The sequence below is a fragment of the Verrucomicrobium spinosum DSM 4136 = JCM 18804 genome (assembly GCF_000172155.1).
In the GTDB taxonomy this organism is placed as follows: domain Bacteria; phylum Verrucomicrobiota; class Verrucomicrobiia; order Verrucomicrobiales; family Verrucomicrobiaceae; genus Verrucomicrobium; species Verrucomicrobium spinosum.
The window spans coordinates 4,140,948-4,166,890 of the sequence record NZ_ABIZ01000001.1 but is presented as its reverse complement, the minus strand read 5'-3'; the positions used below and the strand labels follow the sequence as shown (position 1 = coordinate 4,166,890).

Sequence of the window (25,943 nt, the reverse complement as noted above, 5' to 3'; positions counted from 1 at the left end):
GGAGTGATGAGGTTGGCCGGGAACTTGGGAGTGATGCCAGTGAATCAGTTTGCCTTGGGAGCTTCCGGCGCGGGAGCAGGAGCCGCTTCCGGGGAGGGGGCCGGAGGAACAGGGAGCGGGGCCAGAGACGGAGCGTCAAGCTGGCCAGCAGGTGCAGGCGGCACCGGCAGGGGGGCCAGAGCCGGGGCTGGCGGCTCGCCACCAGCAGCCGGGGGCAGAATCATGCCAGGACCGGCAGCGTCCACCGCGCCAGGGCGGGTCGGCAGCTCAGGCTCCTTGAGGGGCACGGGCTGGAAGTTGTCGGGCTCCACGCGCATCTCAGGCTTGCGGTTGACCTTGGCGATGAGCGGGGCGGGAGGACCGGAGTATTCATCACGGCTCTTGAGATTCACGGCTGCCGGCACGGTGTAGTCCGCATTGCCACTGGCGACCTGCTCCTTCATCTCTTCTGGGAAGGCGGCGGCGAGGTTGGCGAGGCGGGTGCGGGCATCCGCAGCAGCGTCAGGCGCACCGAACTTGATGGCTTCATTGTAGTAGATGGCGGCGGCCTTCGGCTTGCCAGCCTTCTCATAGAACTTGCCGATCTCAAGGGAGCGGTAGGACTGGGAGGTGTTCACCTCCTGGATCAGGGACTCCGCCTCACTGGTGCGCTCACCAGAGGGGTTGGCCATCTTGTAGGTCTCCAGCGCATCGCGCGTCGCCGTCAGGTTCTGCGCGTCCTGCGTCTTGCGGGCCGCGGCACTGCTGATCGCGCCAATGCGGAACTGGGCTTCGGAGGCGAGCTTGGTGTTTGGGTAGTTTTCCACCACGGCCTGGTAGGAGGCATTGGCCATCGGCTTGTCGCCGTCGTCCTGATACACCTCACCGATCGCGAACTGGGCGTACGGCGCATACTTGCCGTACGGGGAGTTCTTGATCACGCCTTCATACATCTTCACGAGCTCGGATTTGTCGAGCTTCATGGGGATGAGCAGCAGGGAGGGCTGCTTCTTGCCAGCCTTCGCTTCCTCTGCGATCTCGAACTGCTGCTGCAGAGCCTCGCTGAAGCGGGGGCTCTGGCGGTAGTTGTCGATGAACTTCTGGAAGCCTTCGTAAGCATCTTGCAGCTTGCCGGTGGCACGCAGCCCGCGGGAGAGCTCAAACTGGGCCTCAGCGGCAGCATCCGTGAACTTGTAGCGGGCCACCACATCCTTGTAGATGGACTGGGCCCGGCCAGCATTGCCGGTGGAGGAGGCTGTACGCGCATCTCGCAGCATCGCATCAGCAGCAGCTTCCTGAGACTGCTTTTCCGACACGGAAGGTACAGCATCCTCCTTGGATTTGAACCACTTCAGGGGATTGGCCTTGCCGAGGTCAACGGCCGGTGCGGATGGCACGGCAATTGCCAGCACAGAGGCAGTGGTCAATGTGACACGAAGGACGGGGTGCACTTTCATTCTGGCGAAACTAGTGGAGAGTCTGTAAGGCGTCAACTGGCGGAATTTTGGTTTTGTGAAGCATGGTTGACGCCATGCCAGCACAGAAAAGAGTGACGAGGCCGGATTATTAAACGCAAGGGGCGTCTTGTTCCAACCTCGTCACATTCAGAGCGTTAGATAGCCTGGGAGATCGCCTCGCCGATCTCGCGGGTGTTCACTTTGCGGGTGCCTTCGGCACCGCTGTAGATGTCGCCCGTGCGCAAACCGTCGTCGATGACCTTGCGAACAGCCGTCTCAATGGCCTGCGCTTCCGCCTCGAGCCCGAGGGAAAAACGGAGGAGCAAAGCGGTGGATAGGATCTGGGCAATCGGGTTGGCGATGCCTTTGCCCGCGATGTCCGGGGCGGTACCGCCGCTCGGCTCGAAGAGGCCAAAGTACAGTCCATCGCCCTTGGCCTTGCCGAGGCTGGCGCTGGCCAGCATGCCCAGGGAGCCTGCGATCATCGCCATCTCATCGCTGAGGATGTCGCCAAAGAGGTTCTCGCACAGCACCACATCAAACCCGCGCGGGTTCTTGATGAGCTGCATGGCGGCATTGTCCACATACAGGTGGGAGAGCTTCACGTCCGGGTAGGACTTGGCCACCTCCTCCACCGTGGCCCGCCAGAGCAGGCCGTTTTCCAGCACGTTGGCCTTGTCGATGGACGTGAGTTCCTTGCGGCGACCCTGGGCGGCCTTGAAAGCGACGTGCGCGATGCGCTCGATCTCGCTCTTCTTGTACACCATCGTGTCCACCGCCGTCATTTCGCCATCGATCTCTTTCCGGAACTTCGGCTGGCCAAAGTAGAGGCCGCCGGTGAGTTCACGCACGCACAGCACGTTGAACCCACCCTGAATGAGCTCGTCCTTCACGGGAGAGGCGTGGGTCAGGGAGGGGTAGCAGATGGAAGGGCGGAGGTTGGCGAAGAGGCCAAAGTGCTTGCGCAGGGGCAGCAGTGCCCCGCGCTCTGGCTGCTCATTGGGAGGAAGCTTCTCCCACTTGGGGCCGCCCACGCTGCCGAAGAGGATCGCATCGCTCTGCTCACAGACCGCCAGGGTGTCCTCAGGCAGGGCCTTGCCCTTCGCGTCAATCGCCGCGCCGCCCACCAGCTGCTCGCTGAACTCGAACTGGGTGCCAAATTTGCTCGTGATGGTGCCAAGCACCTTGATGGCTTCCGCCATTACTTCAGGGCCAATGCCGTCACCGGCGAGGACTGCGATCTTGTGAACTTTACTCATTCCTTGCGGATAGCTTGAGGCTGTGCGGTGTGCAAGTCCTTGGTGCGATTGTCCGGTGCAACTTCAGACGGAAGCGGGGCAACCGCAGGCGCAGGCGCAGGGACCGAGCCCGGAGTGGGGGCTCCCGCAGCCACCGGAGGGGCCGCCGGGACCGGCGCGGTCGAGAGAGACTGCGCCCGATTCTCCGCCAGCTGAATGATCTGGTGGATGAAGTACAGCTTCGTGACGGTGGTGGTCGAGTGGACAAACGGGTAGAGGTTCCGCTGGCCCAGGCTGCTGGCGATCTCATTCAGGGCAGGGGAGAGGGCGGACCACCGGTGAATGATGTCCAAAAAGTCCGAGGGATCCTCCTCCTTGAGGGGCGGGGGCAGGAGGATGGTGGCGGGGTCGAAGGCCGTCTCACTGGCCACCGGCTCCGCACTCATGCCAAACTCCCGGGCCGTCTCCAGCGCATCCGTGATGTGCAGGTAGTGCGCCCAGGTCTCCGCCCAGTCTTCCCACGGGTGCATGGTCGCGTAGGCAGACACGTGAGTGAGCTGCCAGCCGGGCGGCGGGCCGGAGGTGTAGTACCTCTGGAGGGCGGAGGCGTAGTCCACCCGCTGATCGCCAAACACTTTTTGGAAGCCATTCAGGAGGTCGAAGTTCACCGGGGGCTTCTCGAACCACAGGTACCAGTAGTAGTGCGCCAGCTCATGGCGGAAGTGGCCCAGCAGGGTTCTATACGGTTCACGCAGCAGCTCGCGGTTGCGCTCGCGGATGGAGTCGCTCGCCTCCTCCAGGTTCATGGTGATCACCCCGTTCTGATGGCCGGTGGTCACAGGCAGCGCCGGAGTGGGAACGAGGAAATCAAACGCCAGCCCGTACACTGGGTCCGCCACCCGGTTCACCAGGGGGAGATCAAGCTGGAGGATCGAGTACAGCGCCCGTCGCTTGGCCCGCTCAAACCGCGCCCAGGCCGGGACGCCCGGCTCCACGCTCAGGTTCGGAATGATGTGATTGAACTGGCAGGCCACACAGAGCGAGCCTGCGGGGCTTCTCGGCACCACCCAGTTGCACACCCCATGCTGGAGGCCGTTGTTGCACCACTGGAAGGGGGAATCCTTCGTCAGTGGCACCATCGTGGACGTGGTGGGATCGAACCCCACCTGCACACCGCATTGCAGGCAGTGACTGTTTTCAAAGTAGAGGGTGTTGGAACAGCAGCACCGGAAGGCTTTCATTCTTGATAGGGAGGAAGAGGGGCGCGGTCGCCATCAGAGGCTGGCGCGACAGGGAAGGCGAAAACGGTGATTGTAGGTCGGAGGGGGGCATACAAGCAACCCCGTTCAGCCCCAGTTCAATACTTCTCGGCCTTGTCCACGAGCTCTTTGATTTTGCTCACGGCCTTGGCCCCGGACATGTCATCGCGATTGTCTTCTGACTGGTTGTCGTTGATGGAACTCATGCCGCTGGATCGCGCATCACCACGAGATCGGTGGCATCTGTCGGCTGCGCACGATTGAACGCATGGGACCTCCGGCGGGACTCAGACCCTGCGCCAAGCCGTCCGCCCCCAATCATGAAGATTTGCTTTGTCTCCGACCTTCACCTCTTCTCCCAGCGCAGCCTCGCCGGACAATGGATGCCCCTGCTGCATGAGCGCATACGCGAAAGTTCCCTGGTAGTCTTGGGGGGCGATGTCTTTGATTTCAAGTGGTCCACGCACGGCTCGGCCGCGGCCACCGCAGAGGCGGCAAGCCAGTGGCTCCAGGCGCTGATGCGCATGCACCCGGCCCACACATTCGTCATGCTGCTGGGGAATCACGATGATCATCCCGCCCTGCGGGAGTGGCTGGAGGTCTTGTCCGGCGAGTCCCCGCAACTGATCGTGGAAACCTACCTCTTCCGGGTTGCCAACACGGTTTTTCTCCATGGCGATTCCGCCAATCCCCGTTGCACGGAGGCCCGGCTCATTCGCTCCCGCAGCCGGACCGCCCACCATCGTGCCCGGGGGCGGGCCATGAATCTCCTCTATCACGGGGCCATCCGCCTGCGTCTCCATCGCGCTGGGGCCAATCTCATTTTCCCAAAACGGTTGGTGGCGCGCAGGCTGCTGGGGTACCTCGGGGAGGTAGGGCAGGGGCCGGAGAGCGGCACAGAGGCGGTTTACTTTGGGCACACCCATCTCGCCTTGCAGGATTACCTGTACCAGGGCGTGCGTTTTCACAACTGCGGTGCCCCCATGCGCGGCCTGAAGTTCCAGGTTTTGCTCGCAGAAACCGGGGCCATGTCACCCTGAGAGCGTTGGGAGCATACAATTTGTTGAATCTTTGCTGATCCGACATTAAATCTCCCGCCCCATGTCCCAAGACGCACCCTCACGCCCCCAGGTTTCGACCAGCCGGGCGAACATTGCCATCGTGGCCAGCCTCTACAACGAGACTTACGTCCAGGCCCTCCTTGATTCGGTGCGCGAGGAGCTCGACGAACTCCTGCCCCAGGCCCAGGTCATGACCTACCGCGTGCCGGGCGCCTTTGAAATCCCGGTCTGCGCTGAGTTTGTGCTGCGCAACACCGAGCCGGACGCGGTCATCGCCCTGGGCGTGATCCTGCGCGGCGAGACGGAGCACGGCGACCTCGTCGGTGCCTCCGTGACGGATGCCCTCCAGCGCATGGCCGTGGCGCATTGCACCCCCATCGTGCATGAGGTGCTGCTGCTCGACAACGAGGAGCAGGCCCAGGTGCGCTGCTTTGGTGATCGCCTGAACCGCGGCACCGAAGCCGGTCGCGTGGCCGTGAACATGGTCCAGCTCTTTGAAAAACTCCGCCTCACCTTTCCCTTTTCCCAGTCCTCCAAATAACGCTCATGGCCATCGGTAAACGACGCGAAGGCCGCCAGGCGGCAATGCAGTTCCTTTTTGCGCACGATGTGCATGGCAAGGTGGAAGACACGGACCGTGCGGCGTTCTGGACGCTGCACAGCGCTACCCAGGACATCCGGGCTCACGCCGAGTCTCTGGTGACGGGCATCAAGACCCACCAGGTGCAGATCGATGACTGCATCGCCGCCACGCTGGAAAACTTCCGCTTTGAGCGTCTCGGGGTGGTGGATCGCAACATTCTCCGCCTTGCGGTTTATGAAATGCTCCACACCGAGGTACCCGTACCGGTCGTGATCAATGAGGCAGTGGAGATCTCCAAGGTCTTCGGCGATACCCAGACCCGCGCCTTTGTGAACGGCGTGCTGGACAAGATCGCCAAGCGGATCCCCGGGCGTCAGGCCCCCTCCGCCCCCCAACCGTAATCCCCCTTTTCCTCCTACCCGCTCCGTGGCCGGATTCTTTAAAAAACTCATCCAGCGCTTCACCAAGGCGGACATTGACTGGGATGACCTTGAGGCTCAGCTCATCGCCGGAGATCTCGGGGCCAAGCTCTCCATGCAGATCGTGGACGACCTGAAGGATCAGGCTCGCAAGCTTCATGACCAGGACATAGTCGAGGTCACGAAGAAGCACATCCGCAGGATCCTGCCGGAGACCGTCGCCCCGGTGAAACCCTTTGGCGACAAGCCCAAGGTCCTGCTCATCGTCGGTGTGAATGGCACGGGCAAGACCACCTCCACGGCCAAGCTCGCCAATCTGCTCAAGAAGCAGGGGCACAGCCTCGTGCTGGCGGCGGCCGACACCTTCCGCGCCGCTGCGGTGGAGCAGCTCGAAGTCTGGGCCAAGCGCGTGGACGTGCCCATCATCAAGGGACCTCCGAACGGGGATCCCAGCGCCGTGTGTTTCGACGCGTACAGCTCCGCCATCGCCCGCAAGGCGGACTTCCTCATCTGCGATACCGCCGGACGTCTCCACACCCGGCACAATCTCATGGAGGAACTGCGCAAGGTGCAACGCACCCTGGGCAAGAAAGACCCCACCGCGCCCCATGAAGTGCTCCTGGTGGTCGATGCCACTACGGGAGGAAACGCCCTCCAGCAGGCCAAGGAGTTCAACAAGACCGTCCCGCTCACGGGAGTGATTGTCACCAAGCTCGATGGCAGCGGGAAGGGCGGCGTGCTCGTCGCCATCCAGCAGGAGCTGGGCATCCCGGCCCGATTCGTCGGTACGGGTGAGCACATGGAAGATTTCGAGGCCTTTGTGCCCGAGACTTTCCTGGACCAGATGCTCTAAATGGCGACTGCAGCAGGGCAGGGGAGCGCAATTTCCGCCCGGTCTTTGCCCTCAATTGTCCAGAAACGCCTCTGAACCGACGTACTTATAGTTCTGCCGCCTCTCACCCCACGCACGACTTTCATGATTGCCGAACCTCTTCCCACTGAGCACACCGATTCGATCAACGCGAAGATACTCGAGGTCTCTGAGGACCAGATCAAAGGCTTTCACCGGCATCCATTCCACTTTGTGGCCGAGCGTTCCGGGCTGCCTTTGGAGACGGTGCTGGAGCGCATTCAGGGCATGCTGCGTGCGGGCGTGATTCGCCGTGTGCGTCAGACCCTGCTGGCCAACAAGCTGGCAGATGGCGGCCTGGTGGCTTGGAAGATCCCCGGTGACAAGATCGACGCCGCCTTCGACTTCATGGTCAAGGAAGACCCCTTCAGCGGTCACGTCGTGCTCCGCTCCACCGACCGTGAGGTGAGCGGCTCCGACTTCAAGCTCTGGACCACCATCAAGGTCCCGCAGGGGAAGGAGATCTCCGAGCATGCCGATGCCCTGAAGCGCCTGCTGGGTGCGGAGGAGTACATCATCATGCAGCCCAGGGGCATCTTCGCCCTCGGAGTGGGCCACGTGCGCCGCAAGACGATGGAGATCGGCGACAAGTCCGATGAACCCGCAGAAATGATCACGCCAGACATTGTGGAGCTGGACCAGGAGGAATGGGACGTCCTCGTGGCCATGAAGCGCGACCTCACGCCGGACGAAATCGTTGCCGAGCCCTGGCTGGCTCGTGCGGCAGAGGCGGGTGTGAGCATGGACCGCTTCTGCGAAGTGGCGGAGGGCTTTGACCGCAAGGGCATCCTGGGCCGGTTCTCCACCTTCCTGGAGCACGTGAAGCCCTCCCAAACAGGTGTGCGGGTGACCAAGTTTAACGCGCTCTTCCACTGGCGTGTGCCTGAGGGCATGCAGCAGCGTGCGGGCAGCGAGGTGGGCCGTCACCACATCATGACGCATGCCTACTGGCGTGAAGGCGGGCCCCGCTTCGGCAATGCCAACATCATGGGCGTGGTCCATGGCACGGACAAAGCGCGTGTGCTGGAGCACAAGGCTGCGATTGACCGCCATCTGGAGAGCATCGGCATCCCCGTGCTGTACACGAACGTCTTCTGGGGCGGTCGCAGTGAGATCAAGCCCTCCGAGATCTCCCCCAAGGTGTACGCCGAATGGCACGAGAAGTATCGTGGCCAGTCGAACATCATCTGACCGCATCAGAGTGCGCAGAATGGCTTCAAGGCGGTTGGGTATGCCCCAACCGCCTTGTCTTCTTTTGATCCCGAAGATCTCAAGAAGAGGCGCTAATTGAGATTTCCCGTGTGTCGTTCAGGGTCGGGGGCATTTTTCTGAGGCGACCTTAAAAAAGGCAGGGTAATGCATCTTGATAAATAGATCTTGATGCATGCAAAACTTCCTCCAAGCTGGAGTCGAGGTTTGCGCCATGCAGCAGTTGATGTCCCACCCGGAGCGAGCGCTGGAGAGGCCCTCGCGGCAGCCCTTGCCGCGGGTCCGCGAGCGTCTGTTCTCCACGCGGAAATACCTCCTCTGCCTGGTGGGTACGACTTTCCTCGGGCTGGCGGTGACTGCTGCCTTCAACTGGGTGATGAACCCCTACAACGTCTTTGCGCCCCCTGTACTGAAGGGCATCAATGACCGGCAACCTTTTCTCCACAGCCAGGAGCGCTTCGTCAAAGCCTGTGCGGTCATCCGCCAGCAGCCGCAGACGGTCATCCTTGGTTCCTCCCGGGCGGACATTGGACTCTCCCCGCAACATCCGGGCTGGACCCGGCCCCCGGTGTACAATTTCGGTGTCGCCGGGGCCTCGCTGGAGCTGCTGGCCAGGCACTTTGAGCACGCCGTGGCTGTCGCTCCCGTCAAGAACGCCCTCATCCTGCTGGACTACGCGAGCCAGGAAACGTCACCCGGGGGCCAGCCTGCTACGGTGCGCGACCGGTGGCTGGACCACTTCAAAGACGGATCCCGCCAATCCCAGGAGGCGGCGCGTCTTCATCTGGCTCTGCTGTCATGGCCGGTCACCTCCACGGGATTCAAGACGCTGTTCACCAACGGATGCGACAATCTCCAGTTGCCCGATGGTCAGCTCGACAATCTGGATTGCTGGCAGCGCTTGCACGAAAGACACCGCGACAACCCGCGCTGGAGTTGGGAGGCTGGCTTCTGCCAGGGGCTCATCCCGTTCTCGGGCCGTCTCAGCATTGGACGTCAGTGGGAGCATCTACAGCACATCTTTGATCTGGCCGCGCAGCATGAGGTGGAGGTCGCCTATGTGATCTCCCCAGCGCATGACCTGCTGTGGCAACGTTGCGTTGAGGAAGAGAACATGGACACGGTGCTGGCCTGGAGGTCTGAACTGCTCCAGCAGGCGCAAGAAGGAGCGCGGAGACTTGGGCGTCCTATGCCCGTCATCTGGGACTTCGCGCTTGCGGAAGCCGCTGGCATGTCGCCTGCGATGTTGCTGGAGGAGATGAAGAGCCGCGCTGGCAACACGCTACCGCTCTACCTGGAGTGCTCCCACTTCACCCAGAGGCTGGGGGACCGCATTATGGACCGCGTCCTGCTGGATCCTGTGGGGCCTGATCCCGCCCACGGGGTGCGGCTGGATTTTGCCATGCTGCCCGGCCATCTCGATCGTCTCCGGCAGCGCTGGAGTGAGGTGCCCAGATGACCTCCCAGATGGTTTTTCCGCTCGGATCTGACGCCCACCCGGCAGGCTGCCCGGACTCATGCTCTTCAACTCATTCCAGTTCCTTCTCATCTTCCTCCCGGTGACCCTGGTGGGCTGGCATCTGGCCTGCCGCCACCTGAGCCGCCAGGCCGCCCTGCACTGGCTCCTCCTCTGCTCATTGGTCTTCTACTCCTGCTGGTATGCTCCGCATGTCCTGCTGCTGGGCACAGTGGTTCTGGGTAACTACTTCCTGTGCCGCGGCATCTCCTCCGACCGAGGTCCGGCCCGGAAGTGGTGGCTGGTCTCTGCTGTGACCGCGAACCTGCTGGTCCTGGGCTGGTACAAGTATGCTGGCTTTATCCTGGAGAACCTGCCGCTCCCGCGGTCACTGGAGATGTTTCACGTGCCCGCAGCGCTGCCTCTGGGGGTATCCTTCTTCACGTTTCAGCTCGTGGCCTTCGCTGTGGATGTGTACCGTGGCTTTCCCGCAGAGCGGCGCCCGGGCAACTTCGCGCTCGTGGTTTCCTTTTTCCCGCATCTCATCGCGGGTCCCATTCTGCATCCCCGCAAGTTCCTTGCCCAGTTCGACCAGCACCCCATGCAGGGGCTGCGCAGCGCGGAGCTTTCACTGGGGCTGACTTGGTTCGTTGTCGGCCTCTTCAAGAAGGTGGGCATCGCAGATGGCGTAGGGCAATGGGTGGGGGGAGTGTTCGATGCCGCGCCAGGCACTCCTTTGACGTTCTTGGATGCCTGGACGGCCGCCCTGGCCTACACCTTCCAGCTTTACTTTGATTTCTCCGGTTACTCAGACATGGCCATCGGACTGGGCTGGATGTTCGGGCTCAGGATACCCTTTAACTTCAACTCTCCCTACAAAGCGACCTCCATCGTGGAATTCTGGCGTCGCTGGCACATGACCTTGTCCCAGTTGCTCAGAGACTATGTTTACATCCCCTTGGGTGGCAACCGTCTGGGGCCGACCCGTCGGTACACCAACCTTATGCTCACCATGCTGATCGGTGGCTTCTGGCACGGGGCGGGATGGAGTTTCATCGTCTGGGGTGGCCTGCATGGGTGCGCCCTCGTTGTCGCCCATCTTTGGGGTTCCCGCCGATCCTCGGACGGGGCAGGGGGCCTCCCGCCGCCCCCATCCTGGTGGCAGCGGGAGGCGGGCTGGGTGGCCACCTTCGCCTTCATCATCGCCACCTGGGTGGTGTTTCGGTCCGACTCTCTCACCCGCGCCTGGGAGATCTTCAAGGCCATGATCGGCATGAACGGGGTGGAACTCCCGCTGTCCTACGTCGGGTTGCTGCATCGGCTGGGGCTGGGCTGGCTGCCCGTGCGGTCACACGCAGACAGCCCCTGGCTCGTCTTCCGGGGTCTCAGCCAGTGGCTTTGTCTGGCTGCTCTGCTGGCGGTAGTGAGGTGCCTGCCCAACAGCCAGGAAATCATGCGCCAGGTGGAGCCGACCAGTCACTCATGGCCGCAGCGGCTCCTCTGGCGCCCCTCGCTTGTCTGGTCGCTGCTCATCTCTGCCGGGCTGGCCATCAGCCTTCTACGCATGGTAAAATCCAGCGAGTTCCTCTATTTCCAGTTCTGAGTGAGGCCTCAGTTTGTTGCAACGAAAGGCAGGTCACAGGCGAAGAAGTACTTGAACCCTGCAACAGACCAATTGAACGTCTCCGTCCCATGCCAGATGACTCTCCTTTCGCACCCATTGAAGCTGCACTTGCCGATATCCGGGCTGGAAAGATGGTGATCGTCACGGACGACGCCGACCGCGAGAATGAAGGGGACCTGATCTGTGCTGCGGAACTGGCCACTGCCGAGACGGTGAACTTCATGGCGAGATACGGCCGCGGCCTCATCTGCGTGCCCGTGACCGAAGAGTACGCCCAGCGTCTGGGGCTCAGCGCCATGGTGAAGCGCAACCAAGATCCCTTCTCCACCAACTTCACGGTCAGCGTGGACGCCGCTCACGGCGTGACCACCGGCATCAGTGCCCAAGACCGGGCTCACACCATTTCCGTGCTGGCCAATCTCAAGAGCAAGGATTCCGACCTCGTGCAGCCTGGTCATGTGTTTCCCCTCATTGCCAAGAACGGCGGAGTGCTCCGCCGGGCTGGCCACACAGAGGCCGCCGTCGATCTGGCCAGGATGGCCGGACTCGAGCCCAGCGGTGTGATCTGCGAGATCCTGAATGACGATGGCACGATGGCCCGGCTCCCGCAGTTGCTGGAGTTTGGCCGTCAGCACGACCTGAAAGTCTGCACCATCGAGAGCCTGATTCGCTATCGTCAGGAGCGTGAAAAACTCGTCGAACGGGAACAGGTCATCAAGATGCCCACCGACTATGGCGACTTCAGCCTCCACCTCTACAAGAGCAAGCTGGACGGGGAAAATCATCTGGCACTGGTGAAGGGCCAGATCGATGACGGAGAGCCCGTGCTCGTGCGCGTGCACAGCGAGTGCCTTACGGGCGATGTCTTCGGCTCACGGCGCTGCGACTGCGGCGGGCAGCTCCACACCGCCCTCAAGCGGATTGAGCAAGAGGGCCGAGGCGTCCTCCTCTACATGCGTCAGGAGGGGCGGGGCATCGGGCTCGCGGCCAAGATCCACGCCTACAAGCTACAGGAGGAGGGGCTCGATACCGTTGAGGCCAATGAGAAACTCGGTTTCGCCATGGATTTGCGCGACTACGGTCTCGGGGCCCAGATCCTCTTCGATCTCGGCGTGCGCAAAATCCGGCTCATGACCAACAATCCGAAAAAAGTCGTCGGGCTGGAAGGTCACAAGCTCCACATTGTCGAGCAGATTCCCATCAAGCTGGAGCCCAACGAGCACAACGCCCGCTACCTGGAAACCAAGCGGACCAAGATGGGCCACAAGCTCTGACGGTCGAGACCTTGCGCCCCTCCTGAGCTTTGCTGCTCGCTGAGACGCATTTGAAAAAAGAACCCCCCCCGTGAACTGGCTGGCGCACCTCGTCTTGTCTGACCGGGGCGGGGCATTCCGCATCGGGAACCTGCTTCCAGATCTGGTCCAGGGCCGCGATTTGATCGCGCTGCCGGAGGAGATGCTGGCAGGAGTCCATCAGCATCGTCTCATCGATGCGTACACCGATGCCCATCCCGCAGTCACCCGGAGCGCGCAACGGTTTGATCCGCCCCTGCGGCGTTTCGGAAAGGTCTTCGCAGACCTCTTCTACGACCACTTTCTGACCACGCACTGGGATCACTACTGCCAGGTGGAGCTGCCTGAGTTCCTGGACCAGTTCTTCCGCTCGGTGGAGCCTTGGCGGCAGACATTGCCTCCGTTGGCAACCGAACGGCTCGATCAGATCCGCGATCACGGCTGGATGAGCCAGTACGGCAACGTCGTGGAGCTGGCACAGGTGCTGGACCGCATGGGCAAACGCCTTAGACGGCCCGTTGACCTCAGCCCGGCCATGGCCGTTCTGGAGACCCATTACTATGAATTCCAGAAGGATTTTCTAGAATTTTTTCCAGATATTAGACAAGCGATTGCTCCAGGCGTGATTTTTCCTCTTAGAAGTTAGTAGAATTTTGCAGGGACCATCTTTGCGCCCCTGGCGTATGAACGGCCCTTCATTCTGGGGCGCAGCCCACTCGATGGCGGAAGAATACTATTTTTCCTCATAAAACGTTGCCCATCACGTCGTTGTAAGTGGGACGCAAATCGGGCCGATGCAGGCAAAATGGGGATTCCGTCGCGGAAGTTTATAGGGCTTTCTCCGCTAAAAATTAGGATGGCGGAAGGTCAAAATAGGGTTTGTTCCTATGCCTCGATCACCTTTTTCCTCGCGCCGCGAGAAAATAGTGCTCAAATCCAAGTCGTTAGCGGCATGTTTTCGAATCGACATAACTGCCGTCATTTCAGCTGCACCCTCGACCACTCCCATGAAGACGATCAAGGTCACCATTGAGCACTACGTCGAAGTTCCGGATAACGCGGAGATCACCACTTTCGACTTGGAGGGATTTCCCCAGTCGCACGTGCTCAAGATGCGGGGCCAGCTCTACCACCCTGACCTTGCCTGGTTGAAGTATTTCAGTCGTGAGATGAACAAGGTCCGCTTCACCCAAAAAGATTTTCATGCTCCCAGCTTCGAATCGGTGAGCAGTGAGGAGTGGGACATGTTCCAGAGCGAGTATGACTACACCTGGAAGATGGTGGAGGAAGTGGCTACACCTGGAAATTAGGAGCGAAAGAATGGGTCGGCAGAAGGCCGATCAAGGTTAAGGAAAATGAACCCCATTCAATTCAATTCCAAGAAGGTCGTCGTGATCTCCGGAGCGGGCCTCAGCGCCCCCAGCGGACTTTCGACCTTCCGGGATAACAACGGTTACTGGAAGCAATACCGCTTCGAGGACGTGGCCTCTCCTCGTGCATGGGAGCGACAGCCGGAGGTGGTGCTCGAGTTTTACAATGAGCGCCGCACCAAGGCGGCCTCTGTGGAGCCAAATGCCGGACATCGTGCCATTGCAGAACTGGAGGACCGCTTTGAAGTGGTGGTTGTCACTCAGAATGTGGACGACCTTCATGAACGGGCAGGCTCGACGCGTGTGATCCACCTGCATGGTGAGCTCAACAAAGCCCGAAGCACCAGCGATGAATCCCTCGTCTACGAACTGGGCGCCCGGCCCATTGCCCTAGGAGACCTTTGCGAAAAGGGCTCCCAACTCCGCCCCCATATTGTCTGGTTCGGCGAAGAGGTGAAGGCGATTGATCTGGCGGCGGATGAAGTCGCCAGTGCTGGACGCGTGCTTGTAGTGGGAACCTCGCTTAAAGTGTATCCCGCCGCAGGCTTGTGTTCATGCGCTCACGAGTACGCGACCAAGTTCTACGTGGACCTGGATGCCAAGCGGCAGGTCCCTGACTTCACGGTCATTCAAGGCTCGGCGGAGGTGATTCTGCCAGATCTTCTGAAGACATGGACCCGGTGAGGCAGGGCGTTTGACGTCGCCCTTGGCTGGCTACGGCCCATTGCCTTGTGAGATCCCAATGCTCCAGGATCATCGAAGCCCCTGGTCTCTCCGGCACATCGGAGGTCGTGCAAGCGCACACCGCCGCACCTTGGGATCACAGCGTCGTCGAAATCACATGAAGGCTCGAACCGCGCTCGCTCAACCGCCTAGCTCCCCGCCCAATCTCGCTTCCCTCCGCCTCATCCTTGCGCGGTCGCCACGCTGCCCTCGATGCACCTGACCAGCCCATCCTGAAGCAGCCCGGTCGTGGCCGTGCTGATCTCGGCGGGATTGATCAAGGCCAGCGTTACGGTGCCGAAGCGGGTGGACGTAGGCAGGGCGTGCAGTTCCCGATTCTGCCCAAGCTGTGACCGCAGAAAGGCGGGTGCGCCGGGGATGCGCGACCGGCTGGACGCATTCAGCGCCAGCATTGCGGTGAGGATCAGGTCGTTGCTCTCCGGGTTTCCCCAGAGGAGATCCCCATAGTCGTCCATGAGAATGATCTGTTCGGCGCGGGTGAGGCGCGCTGCCCAGTGCGTGTAGCCTTCCAGCCGCTCCGCCATCGTGCCGTCTTCCGGCAGATGCAGGGCAGGTGGATTCACGTCTGACTCCGAGATGGACGCCACCGCTTGGGCCAGCGATGAAAAATCTGGCGTCTGTCGGGGCTGTTCCTCGGCAGCGGCCCACACGGGTGCTGCTGGGGCTTCCTCGGCCAGCGGGACTGGCGGCACATCTGGGGCAGGGGGGAGCAATCCCGCAGCTTGAGCCCGGTCGCGGATGGCTTTGAGCCGATCACGAATATGGGCCACCTCAGGGCGGTTGCTGTCGTCAGGGACCGTGCCGACCGGTTCGGGAGCAGGGGTGATGACGGAGACATGCATCTGGGGAACGACCGCCAGAGGGGCCTCCACCGCGACTGCCACCACCGGAGGCAGTGACCCTCCTGGAACGTCGGCGGGGGCAGGGGACGTCTCTGCGACCCGAACTGGGGCCGGGACCGGAGCCGTTGGCGCAGGCCTCGCAAACGATGTTGATGAGGGCAGCGGGCCGCCTTCCAGCAGGTTCGCGATCACCGCCTCATTCACCTCAGGGAATGAGGATCCAACCGGTGCCCCGGCCTTGGGTTCAGGGAAAGCACCCTGCAACTGGCTGGTCAGGGCGCGGAGTTCGTCTTCGTCAATCCAGGAGACTTGCATGGCTTTCTACTTGGTCTTTGGATTGCTGCAGTCCGATGCGTTCTTCCAGCTCGGCGGCGAGCTGGTCAAACAGCAGGGCTGAAGGGGGCGGGTTCTTGCGGAGGAGGGAAAGGGGCAGTCCGAGGGCACTGGCTTCAAGGAAGAGAGGGTCACGCGGGATGGCCTGGGTGAAAAGGAGCTGGGCTGGCAGCATCTGCCGCAATTCCTTGGCCACCTTTGCGCTGGCGGGCTGGGACTCCATCAACATCGTCAGAAGCAGCCCGGCAAAGCGCACAGGAGCCCCCTCCGTGCGGAAGCGGGCCAGCGTCTCCAGCAGGAGCGGTACACTGCGGATGGCCAGGGGCTCCGCCTGTTGCGGGATCACCACCCAGTCTGAGACCCGCACTGCCACCTCACTCAGGCCGGTGAGCCCGGCTGCGGTGTCGAGGATGACACAATCATACCCAATCAGTTCTGCCTGCTTGAGCAGGTCGCGCAGCCGTTGCTCGGACCCGTTCAGATCATGACGGCGCAAGAACTCTTCCGGCTGACCGCAAGGCAGGATGCTGAACTCGGGCAGACGCGTAGGCAGGATGAAGGTGCGAATTTCTCCGCCTTTCACCAGGTAGTCATAGAACCCCTTTTTCTTGCGGGTGCTTTTGCTGAGAGACAGGCCAATACCCCCTTGGGGGTCGGTATCCACGAGCAGGACGTTCCATCCACGCCGGGCGAGGGCATGGCCCAAATTGATACAGACGGTGGTTTTTCCCACTCCTCCTTTTTGACTGGCTGTGGCGAGGGCGATCACGGTGGCAGATTAGCGGGGATTCGGGGTTTTGCAGGGAAAAGTGGCTGCCGTTGGAAATTGTTCGCAGGCGAAGGGCCGTCGCGGCAAAAAACTTTACTCAAATCTGCAAACTCCCTAATCTTAGAAGATGTTTTCCAAGAAAATTGATTCTGCTTCATCAAACATGATTGCCCGATATCGACTTCGCCTCCCCGTATTCGCCGCTGCTGGTCTCCTCACGCTTCAACTGACCCACGCGGACATCATCACCATGAAGTCCGGCGAACGTTATCAAGGCCCCTTGATCACGGAAGACGCATCGACGGTCACGATCGAGTACAATCTGACTCCGAAGATCAAAGACAAAAAGGTCCTCAACAAGGCGGATATCAAAGAACACGTGCGCCAGAGTGCCGCGATGATCGAGATGGAAGAACGCGGTCTGGCCAAGATCCTGCCGACCCCGGATCTGCTGAGCGCTGCGGACTATGAAGCCATCATTCAGGACAGACTGCGCACCTTCACCGCCAAGCATCCCGGCACGCCGGAAGCTACCGAGGTGGAAAAAATCATCGCCACCCTCGGCGAGGAGAAAGCCCGTGTCCAAAAGGGCGAGGTGAAGATGGAAGGCCGCTGGCTGGACGCCGAAACTGCCAAGCGAGACGCCTACAACATCGAAGCCTTCCGTCTGCGGCAGCAGATGAACAAGGCTGCCGCTGAAAACGTGGACAGCCGCTACCTCAACGCCCTGCGTGCCTTTGACGCCCTGCGCACCCAGTACCCCGCCTCCCTCCAATATGTAGCCTCCATCACTGAGGCGCTGGACATCCTGGACAAATACGAAAAACAGCTTTCTGGCCTGATCGTAGAACAGCCCATCATCAGTAAACAGCGAGAAGACGGGCTCAAACTGCTCAGTGGCTCCGACCAGCAGCTCAGCAAGAGCGCCATCGAGCAGGAGAAGGCCAACTTCAAGAGCCTGGCAGACGCCCAGCTCAAAAACAAGACCAAGTGGCGCGACACCTACAAGTATGACCTGAAGTCCCTCCAGGACGCGACCGCCGCAGTGATCAAGGAGCGCGCAGACCTCAAGGCTCTGAATCTGGCTGCGTTGCAGGCTGAGAATGAAGTGCTCACCGCCGCCATCCGGTACATTGCCGATGGCAATGCCACCGAGGCTCAAAACACCCTCGCCCGCATCGCCAAAGGTCAGGTGTTCAACAAGCTGGCCTACGCTGCGGTGGACAAGCAGGTGAAGGCGGCCGTCATCGAGTCCCAGAAGCAGGCCAAAGCCAAAACCAGCGGCGCGGTCGCAGCGGCTCCAGAAGACGACGATGGAAAAGCCAAAACTGCCGAAGGAGCCACTGGCAACCCGATGGAGGAGGCCCTGAAGAAAAAGCAGGAGGAACTGGCCAAGAAAAAGAAAGAGGCAGAGAAGAAGAGGGAGGAGGCCGCCAAGCCTGCCGCTTCTGCGGCCGCTGCTCCAAGTGCACCAGAGCCGGAAACTATGATGGAGAAGCTCGGACCGTACATCCCCATTGTGGGCGGTGGTGTGCTCGTGGTGCTCCTGGCCGTGATCTTCCTTGGCAAGAAGAAGAAGGTGGACTGACCCTGGCCCAGCCGTTCCCGGCTTCGCCCGGGACTGCGATACTCATTCAAGCCCGCTGTGCCGAGACCCGGCCAGCGGGCTTTTTCTGTCCCGGCACCTCGGGAGGTGAGAGTTGACTCCCGCGCCCACGTGGCGGTTATTGGGAATCCATTTCATGAGCGCAACACGCACCTCCCAGCAACACCGCAAGACCGCCGAAACCGACATCCGGTTGACCCTCAACGTGGATGGAGCGGGAGTCTCCAGCATCAAGACCGGGGTTCCGTTCCTTGATCACATGCTGACCTTGTTTGCGAAGCACGGGCTCTTCGACCTGACCGTGGACGCCGTGGGGGACATCGAGGTGGATTACCATCACACCGTGGAAGACACCGGCATCGTGCTGGGGAACGCTTTCAAGGAAGCACTCGGAGACAAAAAGGGCATCACCCGATACGGCTGGTGCCTCCTGCCCATGGACGAAACGCTGGCCCAGGTTGCCACGGACCTGAGCGGCCGCCCGCTGTTGGTCTTCCGCGCTCCTGAGCGGGTGGACACCATCGGCATCGGCTTCCACTTCCAGCTGGTGGAGGAGTTCATGAGAGGATTCTCCAGCGCCCTGCTCTCCACGCTCCATATGGAAATCCAGTACGGCAAAGACGCCCACCACATGGCCGAGGCGCTCTTCAAAGGGCTGGCCCGTGCGATGGATCAGGCCACCCGTCACGATCCGCGTGTGACAGGCGTACCTTCCACGAAAGAGATGCTCTAAAGCAGGGCATTTCTGAGTTCGTCAGTACCACTTCAGTTTTTGTCCCCAATCAGCTCATTCCTTGAAACTCGGCATCCTCGACTACGGCGGTGGCAATTTGCGCAGTGTGATCAACGCGTTCAAAGCCATCGACCAGCACGCCACCCTCATCACACAGCCTGATCAGTTCGACTCCCTGGACCTGCTGGTTTTTCCCGGCCAGGGAGCCTTTGGGGACTCTGTGCGCCAGCTCAAGGAAACGGGCCTGTGGCAGCCGTTGAAGGAATGGCTCGCGCAGGATCGTCCTTATCTCGGCATCTGTCTCGGCTATCAGTTGCTGTTTGAGCGGGGCGAGGAGAACCCCGAGGTCGAAGGCCTCGCTAAATACCAGGGCACCGTGCCTCGCTTCCCGACCCTGCCCGGCATCAAAGTTCCCCACATGGGCTGGAACACTGCCCGGTTTGCTGACTCGGCCCATCCCGCCTGGAAAGGCCTCGGCAATCAGGAGGTGTTCTATTTTGTGCACTCCTATTACCCACAGCCCGCTGACCGCAATCTCGCAGGTTGTTTCACCGACTACGCCGGCGAGTTTGCCAGCGGCATCGTGACGGATCGTGTCATCGCCGTGCAATTCCACCCGGAAAAGAGCCAGCGTGCGGGCCTGACGCTGTTGAAGAACTCCGTGGACCACTTGGCCAAGCAGGGGTGACGGCAGCGCGGGACGGGTGTCTCCACCGGAGCCTGTAGGGCCAGCGCCCCGCTTGCCGCGTGTGGCTCTGACTGAGGCAACCGAAGCGGTCGCCCTACAGACCCCGGGGTGGTTGAATCCGGGGCGGGAACAGAGCACCCAAAGACCTTCGCACACCCAACCCGCCCCTGACACCTTGGAGGGCAAGCGCCCCGCTTGCCACGCGCCACCCCTGAGGAGGCAACCGAAGCGGTCGCCCTACAGACCCCGGGGTGGTTGAATCCGGGGGCGGGAACAGAGCACCCAAAGACCTTCGCACACCCAACCCGCCCCTGACGCCCTGTAGGGCAAGCGCCCCGCTTGCCACGCGCCACCCCTGACTGAGGCAACCGGAGCGGTCGCCCTACAGACCCCGAGGTGGTTGAATCCGGGGTCGGGAACAGAACCCCCAAAGACCTTCGCACAACCAACCCGCCCCTGACGCCCTCATCGGGAAGTAGATTCTCGGGCGTTTGATTCTACCGCGCCCTGCGGCCATCAATCCACCCTTGGGCAGTTGGCCGCACTCCCCGGGAAAACATCGCATACCGATAAGCCAGTGCCTCCTCACGTCGACAACTACGACCGACTCTGGCGGCCTCACGGCAGAAGGAGTCCTGGAACACCTTCTGTATCCGCACCCACCCTGATGGCTCACGCCTCTCCACCAACCCGCAGGTGTTTGATCCCCCACCACCCAGCGCCCCTGTAGCTGTTGACGTGAGGAGCACTAGCTGAAGCGTCTGAGGGCCTCGCCTTCTCGACGATCTCATCAAGTTTCAACAGACCCTGGTACTCCACGCGCAGGACGCTGGAACAGGCTACTTCCCAGGATCACTGTTCCGATTTTAATCGGTTATTGACGCTGTAGGGCAGCAAAAAAATCTCAGTTCCCGCGCATCTGCCAAGTGGGGATTGCCGTATTCGCTCTACAGAATTCATCCAGCAGCGATCTGCCGCTCTCCCAAGCGGTGGCGTAAACTCCATTTCCAATGGAGTCCACAGGCTGGCAGTTCGGAAAGCCCCAACCCCCTCTCTCGACGATGAACACAACGATTCGGCCTGTGCTCCCAGCGACTGCACCCGATAAGGCCGTTGCCGCCAAGAGCGGAAGATTTTTGCCGGAAATGTCAAATCCGGCCTAGCTGGTTCGTCACAGAAACGACGAGATCCTTAGATTTTCATTTCATCTCCCAGCCCAGATCTAAAGCAAACCGTCCAGACGGTCTGCCGCTTCCATTTCCTTATGTCCCGCCCCAATCCTGTCATCAAAGATACCTTGCTCGACGCCGCCGAAACCATCGCCGCCCGGGATGGGGTGGCGCGACTCACCTTTGACGCCGTGGCTGCAGAGGCCAGGGTCAGCAAAGGGGGAGTGCTCCACTACTTCACAACCAAAGACCAGCTCATCGAGGGCATGGTCAAACGCACGGCAAATCGCTGGCGGGACTACTTCAAGGCCGCTTACGACAATGAGCCGGAAGGCCCAGGTCGCATGACCCGGGGGCTGCTCAAGAGTTGTTTCACAGATGCCCAGACTTGGACAGAGGCGCTGCGTCGCGCCTTCGGCTCCGTGTTTGCCGCGCTGGCTCACAATCCTGCCCTCATTGAGCCGATGAGGGAGGCGTACACCGAGTTCTACCACTACGTGGAGCAGGACGGCCTGCCTCCTGGCGTCGCAGAGTCAGTGACCACGGCCATGGACGGTCTGTGGTTCTACTGGGTCTTGCGATTGCGTCCCGTCAACCAGGGAGACCTGGATCGCATGCGGGGTGCTCTGGAACTGACGCTCAACGACGCCCTCAAATCCGCAGCGCAAGCCACCGCCTAAAAATCCCTCTTACACACCTTCACACCATGAAAATCATTCGTTGGATCGGAGCCTTTATCTTGATCGCGGCAGTGGCCTCAGGAGGGCTTGCCCTGGCTGCCTGGAAACGTTCGGAACTGAAGAAGTCGGCGGCAGAGGCGGCCAATCAGCCGGAGCCGATGGAGACGGTGATCGTCGCTGCCGCCAAGGAGCGGGAGCATCGCAGAGTCACCACCTCGATCGGCACTGTCCTGGCCATGCGCTCCATCACGTTGCGCAACGAAATCGCCGGCACCGTGGAGCGCGCTGCCCTCAAGCCCGGACAGATTGTTGAGGCTGGAACCGTGCTGGTCGCCCTGGATGTGTCGGTGGAGGAGGCAGAACTCAGGGCGCAAGAAGCCCAGGCTGCGCTCGCCGAAACCACGCTCAAGCGCATGGAAAAACTGGCGGAGAACCGTGCCACCCCGGAGATGGAGCTGGATCGCGCCAGGGCAGAACGGGATGTTGCACTCGCCCAGACCGCCCGCACGAAGGCAGTGATGGCTCGCAAAACCATCCTGGCTCCCTTCCGGGCCAGAGTAGGGCTCGCGGATGTGCATCCTGGCCAGTACCTGGAGGAAGGGACCGTGCTGACCACATTGCAGGGCGTGGATGGTGCGGTGCATGTGGACTTTACCGTCACGCAGGCCGTGGCAGGAACGCTTAAGGAAGGGGAGACTGTGGAGGTGCTTGCCACCCTGGATTCTGCGCCCGTTCTGGCCAAGATCGTGGCGCTTGATTCCCGAGTGGATCCCAAGACCCGCAATGCCGGAGTGCGCGCCAAGATCGAGGACGCCACCCAGGCACCCAGCCCTGGCGCATCCGTACGCGTTCGCGTCCCGGTGGGTCCGATGCGGAAGGTGGTAAGCGTGCCGGTGAGCGCCCTGCGCCGCGGGCCGGAAGGAGACCATGTCTTCGTGATCGCCGCAGATGCCAGCGGTGCCCGCCGGGCTCATCAGCGCATCGTGCAGAGCGGTGCCGTGCAGGCTGACGAGGTGCTCATCGAATCCGGCCTGAAGCCGGGTGAAGAAGTCGCGGCCTCCGGTTCCTTCAAACTACGTGAGGCAGTGCTCGTGGCCGAGGCCAAAGACCAGCCCCAGGCTCCCGTCACCACCATGGCCAGCGACAAGGCTGACTAAACACCCGTCATTCCCAACCGCAGAAATGCCCCGTTCGCATGCGCTCATCTTTCACAGACATCTTCATCAAACACCCAGTGTTGGCCATCGTGGTCAACCTGGCCATCGTCCTGGTCGGCTGGAAGTCGATCAGCTCCCTGCCAGTCCAGCAGTACCCCAAGATTGAAAGCTCCTCCATCATCATCACCACCCTCTACTATGGGGCGAGTGCGGAGACGGCCAGAGGCTTCCTGACCACACCCATCGAGCGGGTCGTCTCGCAGATTGGGGGCGTGGATTACGTGGACTCCACCAGTCGTGCGGGCATCAGCACCGTGACTGTGCACCTGAAGTTGAACCACAACATCACGGCGGCGCTCGCTGAAGTCACAGCCCGGCTTCAACAGGTGCGCACTGAGCTGCCACCAGAGGCAGAACCTCCCGTGGTGGAGGTGCAACGGGCGGACCGGCCCTATGCGACGTTCTACCTGAGCTTCAGCTCCAGTGAGCGCTCTGTGCCTGCGGTAACCGACTGGCTCACACGCAGCCTACAGCCGCAACTGGCCACCCTTCCCGGAGTGCAGCGTGTCACGATCGAAGGGGGCCGCCAGATCGCCATGCGCATCTGGATTGACCCGGATCGTCTGGCCGCGTTGAACCTTTCTCCCGGGGATGTGCACGCGGCGCTGCGCCGCAACAACTACCTGGCTGCCGTGGGGCGCACCAAAGGCAATCTGGTGGAGATCAATCTGCTGGCCAACACGGACCTGCGCTCCAAGGATGAGTTTGCCAACCTCATCGTCGCAGATCGTGAGGGCGCACTCGTCCGTCTGAGCGATGTCGCCAATGTGGAACTGGGGGCAGAGGATCCAGACCTGATTGCCAAACATGACAAGAAAGAGGGCGTGTACCTGGGGGTGTGGCCGCTGATTGGCTCCAATGAAATCGATGTGGCAAAGAACTTGGAGGAGGAGATGGCCCGCATTCGGCCCACGCTGCCCAAGGACATCGAGATGAGCCTCGTCTGGGACGGCACGATGTTCATGCGGTCCGCGCTCAAGGAGATCAGCAAGACCCTCGTGGAGACGGTGCTCATCGTGGGCCTGGCCGTGTTTCTCTTCATGGGATCCCTTCGCACGGCCCTGGTGCCGCTCATCGCCATGCCCATCTCACTCATTGGCGCGGCAGCCATCATGCTGGCCTGTGGTTTCAGCCTCAACCTCCTGACCATTCTGGCCATCGTGCTGGCGGTGGGTCTGGTGGTGGATGACGCCATCGTCGTGGTGGAGAACGTGGAACGTCACGTTCATGCGGGCAAGTCTCGAACGCAGGCGGCCCTCATTGGGGCACGTGAGCTGGTGGGGCCGATCATTGCCATGACCATCACGCTGGCCGTCGTCTATGCGCCGATTGGTTTCCAGGGCGGTCTGACGGGTTCGCTGTTTCTGGAGTTCGCCATCACCCTCGCGGCAGCGGTGGTGGTATCAGGGTTCGTGGCCATCACCCTGTCCCCCATGATGAGCTCCAAGTTCGTGCATCCGCAAGGTAGAGAGAGTTGGCTGACGCGTCTGGTGAATCGCATCTTCGAGCGCGTGCGCCGTGCCTATGGCGTGATGCTGGACGGAGCCCTGCAGATCCGCTGGGCCATTGTGCTGGTGGCGGTGATGGTGATGTTTGCCGCCTGGCCGTTCTACATGTTCTCGGAGAAGGAGCTCGCCCCGGTGGAAGATCAGAGCCACATCAGCCTCTTCCTGGATACGCCTCCTGATTCAACAATAGAATCTGCCAACCGTGAATCGCTCCGACTGGTGGACGCCATTACCGCCTTCCACGAGGCGGAGTACATGTGGTCGCTCACGGCCGGCTGGGGTGGCTTCGGCGGCATGGTGGCCAAGGATTGGAAGAGTCGCGGCCGCTCCACGGCCGAGATGTACGGCGAGGTTTATGGGGCTGTCTCCCAGGTGCCCGGGCTGCGGGTCTTCCCGCGGCTGGATCCGCCGCTGCCGACGCCGGGTCAATATGATGTCGAGCTCGTCCTGCAAACGCACGCCCCGGTGGAGCAGCTTCTGGAGACCGCATCCGCCGTCATCGCCGCCGGCTACCAGAGTGGTAATTTCCTCTATGTGGACACGGATCTGAAGATCGACCGTCCGGAGGCCCGCGTCATGATTGATCGCGAGAAGCTGGCAGACCTGGGGCTGGATCTGGCCGGGGTAGGGCAGGAGCTGGGCACCCTGCTGGGCGGGGCGTATGTGAACCGGTTCAACTACTTTGACCGCAGCTACAAGGTCATCCCGCAGATCGGCGACAGTGACCGCGCCACGGTGGGGCCGCTTCTGGATCTGAAGGTGAAGACGCCTGAAGGGGACCTGGTGCCGGTGTCCACCTTCACGAGCATCGAGGCCCACACCGCGCCGCGGACGCTGAACCGCTTTCAACAACGCAACGCGGTGAAGATCTTTGCCGGAGTGCAACCGGGAGTGACCAAGGAAAAAGCACTGCGGGTGTTGGAAGATGCCGCGAAAGCCGCGGCGGGTCCCGGCGTGACTCTGGACTATGCCGGGGAGTCCCGCCAGATCCGCAAGGAGGGTTCTGCTCTGACCGTCACGCTGGGCTTTGCTGTGGTGCTGATCTATCTCGTGCTGGCAGCGCAGTTTCGCAGTTTCCGCGATCCCTTGATCGTGTTGGTGGGGTCTGTGCCGCTGGCCATCTCCGGGGCATTGATCTTCACCTTCCTCGGCTTTACCACCATCAACATCTACTCGCAGGTCGGGTTGATCACGCTGGTGGGATTGATCGCCAAGAACGGGATCCTGATCGTGCAGTTCGCCAATGAATTGCAGCTGCAAGGGCTGGAGAAGGCGGCCGCGCTGCGCGAGGCCTCGATGACCCGTCTGCGTCCCGTGCTGATGACCTCAGCGGCCACCGTGTTCGGTCACTTCCCGCTGGTCCTGGTCACCGGGCCCGGTGCGGAAGCTCGCAACAGCATTGGGATTGTGCTGGTGACCGGGATGATCGTGGGCACCCTGTTCACGCTTTTCGTCGTGCCGGTGTTCTATTCCCTGATTGCCGAGCAGCACAAGCCAGTGACGGCGGGTGATGAGGAAGAAGGGGCAGGGGAGGCGACTCCCGCGCTGCTGCCTGCGCCGAGCGCCGCGTGAAGTAGCAGTGCGTGTGAATGCGAAAGCCGGGTGTCGTGATACGATGCCCGGCTTTTTTGTTTGGGTGAGTGCGCGGCGCAGATGCGAGGGGAGCGCACTCATCTTGCGTGCTGTTTCCGGCATCTTGCCGGGAACGTCAGTCAGCGTGTGAAATCGCATCCGCCTGACGTGGAGGTGTTGATCGCGGTAGGGAGGAAGTAGATGCTGTCGGTCTTCGCACCTGAG

At 61.4% G+C, this 25,943-nt stretch carries 22 protein-coding genes; 17 read left to right on the top strand and 5 right to left on the bottom strand.

From position 1 onward, the window contains the following. Positions 1-44: 44 nt before the first annotated feature. The 3 genes from VSP_RS43620 to VSP_RS35890 all read right to left on the bottom strand — a co-directional run bounded on the left by VSP_RS43620 (position 45) and on the right by VSP_RS35890 (position 3,915). Positions 45-1,436 carry a tetratricopeptide repeat protein gene (locus tag VSP_RS43620; protein WP_009962136.1) on the bottom strand — a complete coding sequence of 464 codons (1,392 nt, stop codon included), beginning with the start codon at positions 1,434-1,436 and terminating at the stop codon, positions 45-47. Between the two features lie 155 nt (positions 1,437-1,591). Then, on the bottom strand, positions 1,592-2,695 hold the full coding sequence (gene leuB, locus VSP_RS16875; protein WP_009962135.1) for a 3-isopropylmalate dehydrogenase: 1,104 nt from the start codon (positions 2,693-2,695) through the stop codon (positions 1,592-1,594). Further along, a complete protein-coding gene (locus VSP_RS35890) occupies positions 2,692-3,915 on the bottom strand; it encodes a zinc-binding metallopeptidase family protein (protein ID WP_009962134.1) in 1,224 nt (407 codons plus the stop codon). Before VSP_RS35890 ends, leuB begins: the two co-directional genes overlap by 4 nt. Positions 3,916-4,253: 338 nt before the next feature. On the opposite strand from VSP_RS35890, the gene VSP_RS16860 reads away from it, so the two are divergent. From VSP_RS16860 to VSP_RS16810, 11 genes are all read left to right on the top strand, one after another. Next, on the top strand, positions 4,254-4,973 hold the full coding sequence (locus tag VSP_RS16860) for a metallophosphoesterase (protein WP_009962132.1): 720 nt from the start codon (positions 4,254-4,256) through the stop codon (positions 4,971-4,973). 61 nt (positions 4,974-5,034) lie between these two features. Continuing rightward, a complete protein-coding gene (gene ribH, locus VSP_RS16855) occupies positions 5,035-5,535 on the top strand; it encodes a 6,7-dimethyl-8-ribityllumazine synthase (RefSeq protein WP_009962131.1) in 501 nt (166 codons plus the stop codon). A 5-nt stretch (positions 5,536-5,540) separates the two neighbouring features. Beyond that, positions 5,541-5,978 (top strand): transcription antitermination factor NusB, encoded by a 438-nt coding sequence (nusB, locus tag VSP_RS16850; protein WP_009962130.1) that lies wholly within the window; start codon positions 5,541-5,543, stop codon positions 5,976-5,978. Positions 5,979-6,003: 25 nt separating this feature from the next. After that, entirely contained in the window at positions 6,004-6,849 is an 846-nt protein-coding gene (gene ftsY, locus VSP_RS16845) for a signal recognition particle-docking protein FtsY (RefSeq protein ID WP_009962129.1), read from the top strand. A gap of 123 nt (positions 6,850-6,972) precedes the next feature. Then, positions 6,973-8,097 (top strand): Lrp/AsnC family transcriptional regulator, encoded by a 1,125-nt coding sequence (locus tag VSP_RS16840; RefSeq protein ID WP_009962128.1) that lies wholly within the window; start codon positions 6,973-6,975, stop codon positions 8,095-8,097. A 193-nt stretch (positions 8,098-8,290) separates the two neighbouring features. Then, on the top strand, positions 8,291-9,574 hold the full coding sequence (locus VSP_RS16835) for a hypothetical protein (protein ID WP_009962127.1): 1,284 nt from the start codon (positions 8,291-8,293) through the stop codon (positions 9,572-9,574). A 58-nt stretch (positions 9,575-9,632) separates the two neighbouring features. Further along, positions 9,633-11,174 (top strand): MBOAT family O-acyltransferase, encoded by a 1,542-nt coding sequence (locus tag VSP_RS16830; RefSeq protein ID WP_009962126.1) that lies wholly within the window; start codon positions 9,633-9,635, stop codon positions 11,172-11,174. Between the two features lie 89 nt (positions 11,175-11,263). Beyond that, positions 11,264-12,469, top strand: a complete 1,206-nt coding sequence (locus VSP_RS16825; protein ID WP_009962125.1) for a bifunctional 3,4-dihydroxy-2-butanone-4-phosphate synthase/GTP cyclohydrolase II — start codon at positions 11,264-11,266, stop codon at positions 12,467-12,469. A gap of 70 nt (positions 12,470-12,539) precedes the next feature. Then, entirely contained in the window at positions 12,540-13,133 is a 594-nt protein-coding gene (locus VSP_RS35885) for an acyl carrier protein phosphodiesterase (RefSeq protein WP_009962124.1), read from the top strand. Positions 13,134-13,494: 361 nt separating this feature from the next. Then, a complete protein-coding gene (locus VSP_RS16815; protein WP_009962122.1) occupies positions 13,495-13,797 on the top strand; it encodes a hypothetical protein in 303 nt (100 codons plus the stop codon). 45 nt (positions 13,798-13,842) lie between these two features. Beyond that, positions 13,843-14,541 carry an SIR2 family NAD-dependent protein deacylase gene (locus tag VSP_RS16810; RefSeq protein WP_009962121.1) on the top strand — a complete coding sequence of 233 codons (699 nt, stop codon included), beginning with the start codon at positions 13,843-13,845 and terminating at the stop codon, positions 14,539-14,541. A gap of 221 nt (positions 14,542-14,762) precedes the next feature. Here the strand turns inward: VSP_RS16810 and VSP_RS16805 are convergent, their stop codons facing one another. Continuing rightward, on the bottom strand, positions 14,763-15,758 hold the full coding sequence (locus tag VSP_RS16805) for a hypothetical protein (RefSeq protein WP_009962120.1): 996 nt from the start codon (positions 15,756-15,758) through the stop codon (positions 14,763-14,765). Further along, positions 15,739-16,545 carry a ParA family protein gene (locus tag VSP_RS35880; protein WP_009962119.1) on the bottom strand — a complete coding sequence of 269 codons (807 nt, stop codon included), beginning with the start codon at positions 16,543-16,545 and terminating at the stop codon, positions 15,739-15,741. The genes VSP_RS16805 and VSP_RS35880 overlap by 20 nt, the downstream gene beginning before the upstream one ends. Positions 16,546-16,672: 127 nt before the next feature. Between VSP_RS35880 and VSP_RS16795 the strand changes: the two genes are divergently transcribed. The 6 genes from VSP_RS16795 to VSP_RS16770 all read left to right on the top strand — a co-directional run bounded on the left by VSP_RS16795 (position 16,673) and on the right by VSP_RS16770 (position 25,718). Beyond that, a complete protein-coding gene (locus tag VSP_RS16795) occupies positions 16,673-18,133 on the top strand; it encodes a PTPDL family protein (RefSeq protein WP_009962118.1) in 1,461 nt (486 codons plus the stop codon). A 154-nt stretch (positions 18,134-18,287) separates the two neighbouring features. Beyond that, on the top strand, positions 18,288-18,884 hold the full coding sequence (gene hisB, locus VSP_RS16790) for an imidazoleglycerol-phosphate dehydratase HisB (RefSeq protein ID WP_009962117.1): 597 nt from the start codon (positions 18,288-18,290) through the stop codon (positions 18,882-18,884). A 61-nt stretch (positions 18,885-18,945) separates the two neighbouring features. After that, on the top strand, positions 18,946-19,572 hold the full coding sequence (gene hisH / locus VSP_RS16785) for an imidazole glycerol phosphate synthase subunit HisH (RefSeq protein WP_009962116.1): 627 nt from the start codon (positions 18,946-18,948) through the stop codon (positions 19,570-19,572). Positions 19,573-20,836: 1,264 nt separating this feature from the next. Further along, on the top strand, positions 20,837-21,421 hold the full coding sequence (locus tag VSP_RS35875; RefSeq protein WP_009962115.1) for a TetR/AcrR family transcriptional regulator: 585 nt from the start codon (positions 20,837-20,839) through the stop codon (positions 21,419-21,421). 26 nt (positions 21,422-21,447) lie between these two features. Further along, positions 21,448-22,578, top strand: coding sequence for an efflux RND transporter periplasmic adaptor subunit (locus tag VSP_RS16775; protein ID WP_009962114.1), 1,131 nt, complete (start codon positions 21,448-21,450; stop codon positions 22,576-22,578). A gap of 38 nt (positions 22,579-22,616) precedes the next feature. Continuing rightward, complete coding sequence (locus VSP_RS16770; protein ID WP_009962113.1) at positions 22,617-25,718, top strand: efflux RND transporter permease subunit; 3,102 nt, start codon at positions 22,617-22,619, stop codon at positions 25,716-25,718. The last annotated feature ends 225 nt before the right edge of the window (positions 25,719-25,943 follow it).

Bases quoted from the DNA above. Each gene is read 5' to 3' on its own strand.
- VSP_RS43620 (WP_009962136.1), bottom strand. From the start codon at position 1,436: ATGAAAGTGCACCCCGTCCTTCGTGTCACATTGACCACTGCCTCTGTG.
- leuB (WP_009962135.1), bottom strand. From the start codon at position 2,695: ATGAGTAAAGTTCACAAGATCGCAGTCCTCGCCGGTGACGGCATTGGC.
- VSP_RS35890 (WP_009962134.1), bottom strand. From the start codon at position 3,915: ATGAAAGCCTTCCGGTGCTGCTGTTCCAACACCCTCTACTTTGAAAAC.
- VSP_RS16860 (WP_009962132.1), top strand. From the start codon at position 4,254: ATGAAGATTTGCTTTGTCTCCGACCTTCACCTCTTCTCCCAGCGCAGC.
- ribH (WP_009962131.1), top strand. From the start codon at position 5,035: ATGTCCCAAGACGCACCCTCACGCCCCCAGGTTTCGACCAGCCGGGCG.
- nusB (WP_009962130.1), top strand. From the start codon at position 5,541: ATGGCCATCGGTAAACGACGCGAAGGCCGCCAGGCGGCAATGCAGTTC.
- VSP_RS16840 (WP_009962128.1), top strand. From the start codon at position 6,973: ATGATTGCCGAACCTCTTCCCACTGAGCACACCGATTCGATCAACGCG.
- VSP_RS16835 (WP_009962127.1), top strand. From the start codon at position 8,291: ATGCAAAACTTCCTCCAAGCTGGAGTCGAGGTTTGCGCCATGCAGCAG.
- VSP_RS16830 (WP_009962126.1), top strand. From the start codon at position 9,633: ATGCTCTTCAACTCATTCCAGTTCCTTCTCATCTTCCTCCCGGTGACC.
- VSP_RS16825 (WP_009962125.1), top strand. From the start codon at position 11,264: ATGCCAGATGACTCTCCTTTCGCACCCATTGAAGCTGCACTTGCCGAT.
- VSP_RS16815 (WP_009962122.1), top strand. From the start codon at position 13,495: ATGAAGACGATCAAGGTCACCATTGAGCACTACGTCGAAGTTCCGGAT.
- VSP_RS16810 (WP_009962121.1), top strand. From the start codon at position 13,843: ATGAACCCCATTCAATTCAATTCCAAGAAGGTCGTCGTGATCTCCGGA.
- VSP_RS16805 (WP_009962120.1), bottom strand. From the start codon at position 15,758: ATGCAAGTCTCCTGGATTGACGAAGACGAACTCCGCGCCCTGACCAGC.
- VSP_RS16795 (WP_009962118.1), top strand. From the start codon at position 16,673: ATGTTTTCCAAGAAAATTGATTCTGCTTCATCAAACATGATTGCCCGA.
- hisB (WP_009962117.1), top strand. From the start codon at position 18,288: ATGAGCGCAACACGCACCTCCCAGCAACACCGCAAGACCGCCGAAACC.
- VSP_RS35875 (WP_009962115.1), top strand. From the start codon at position 20,837: ATGTCCCGCCCCAATCCTGTCATCAAAGATACCTTGCTCGACGCCGCC.
- VSP_RS16775 (WP_009962114.1), top strand. From the start codon at position 21,448: ATGAAAATCATTCGTTGGATCGGAGCCTTTATCTTGATCGCGGCAGTG.
- VSP_RS16770 (WP_009962113.1), top strand. From the start codon at position 22,617: ATGCGCTCATCTTTCACAGACATCTTCATCAAACACCCAGTGTTGGCC.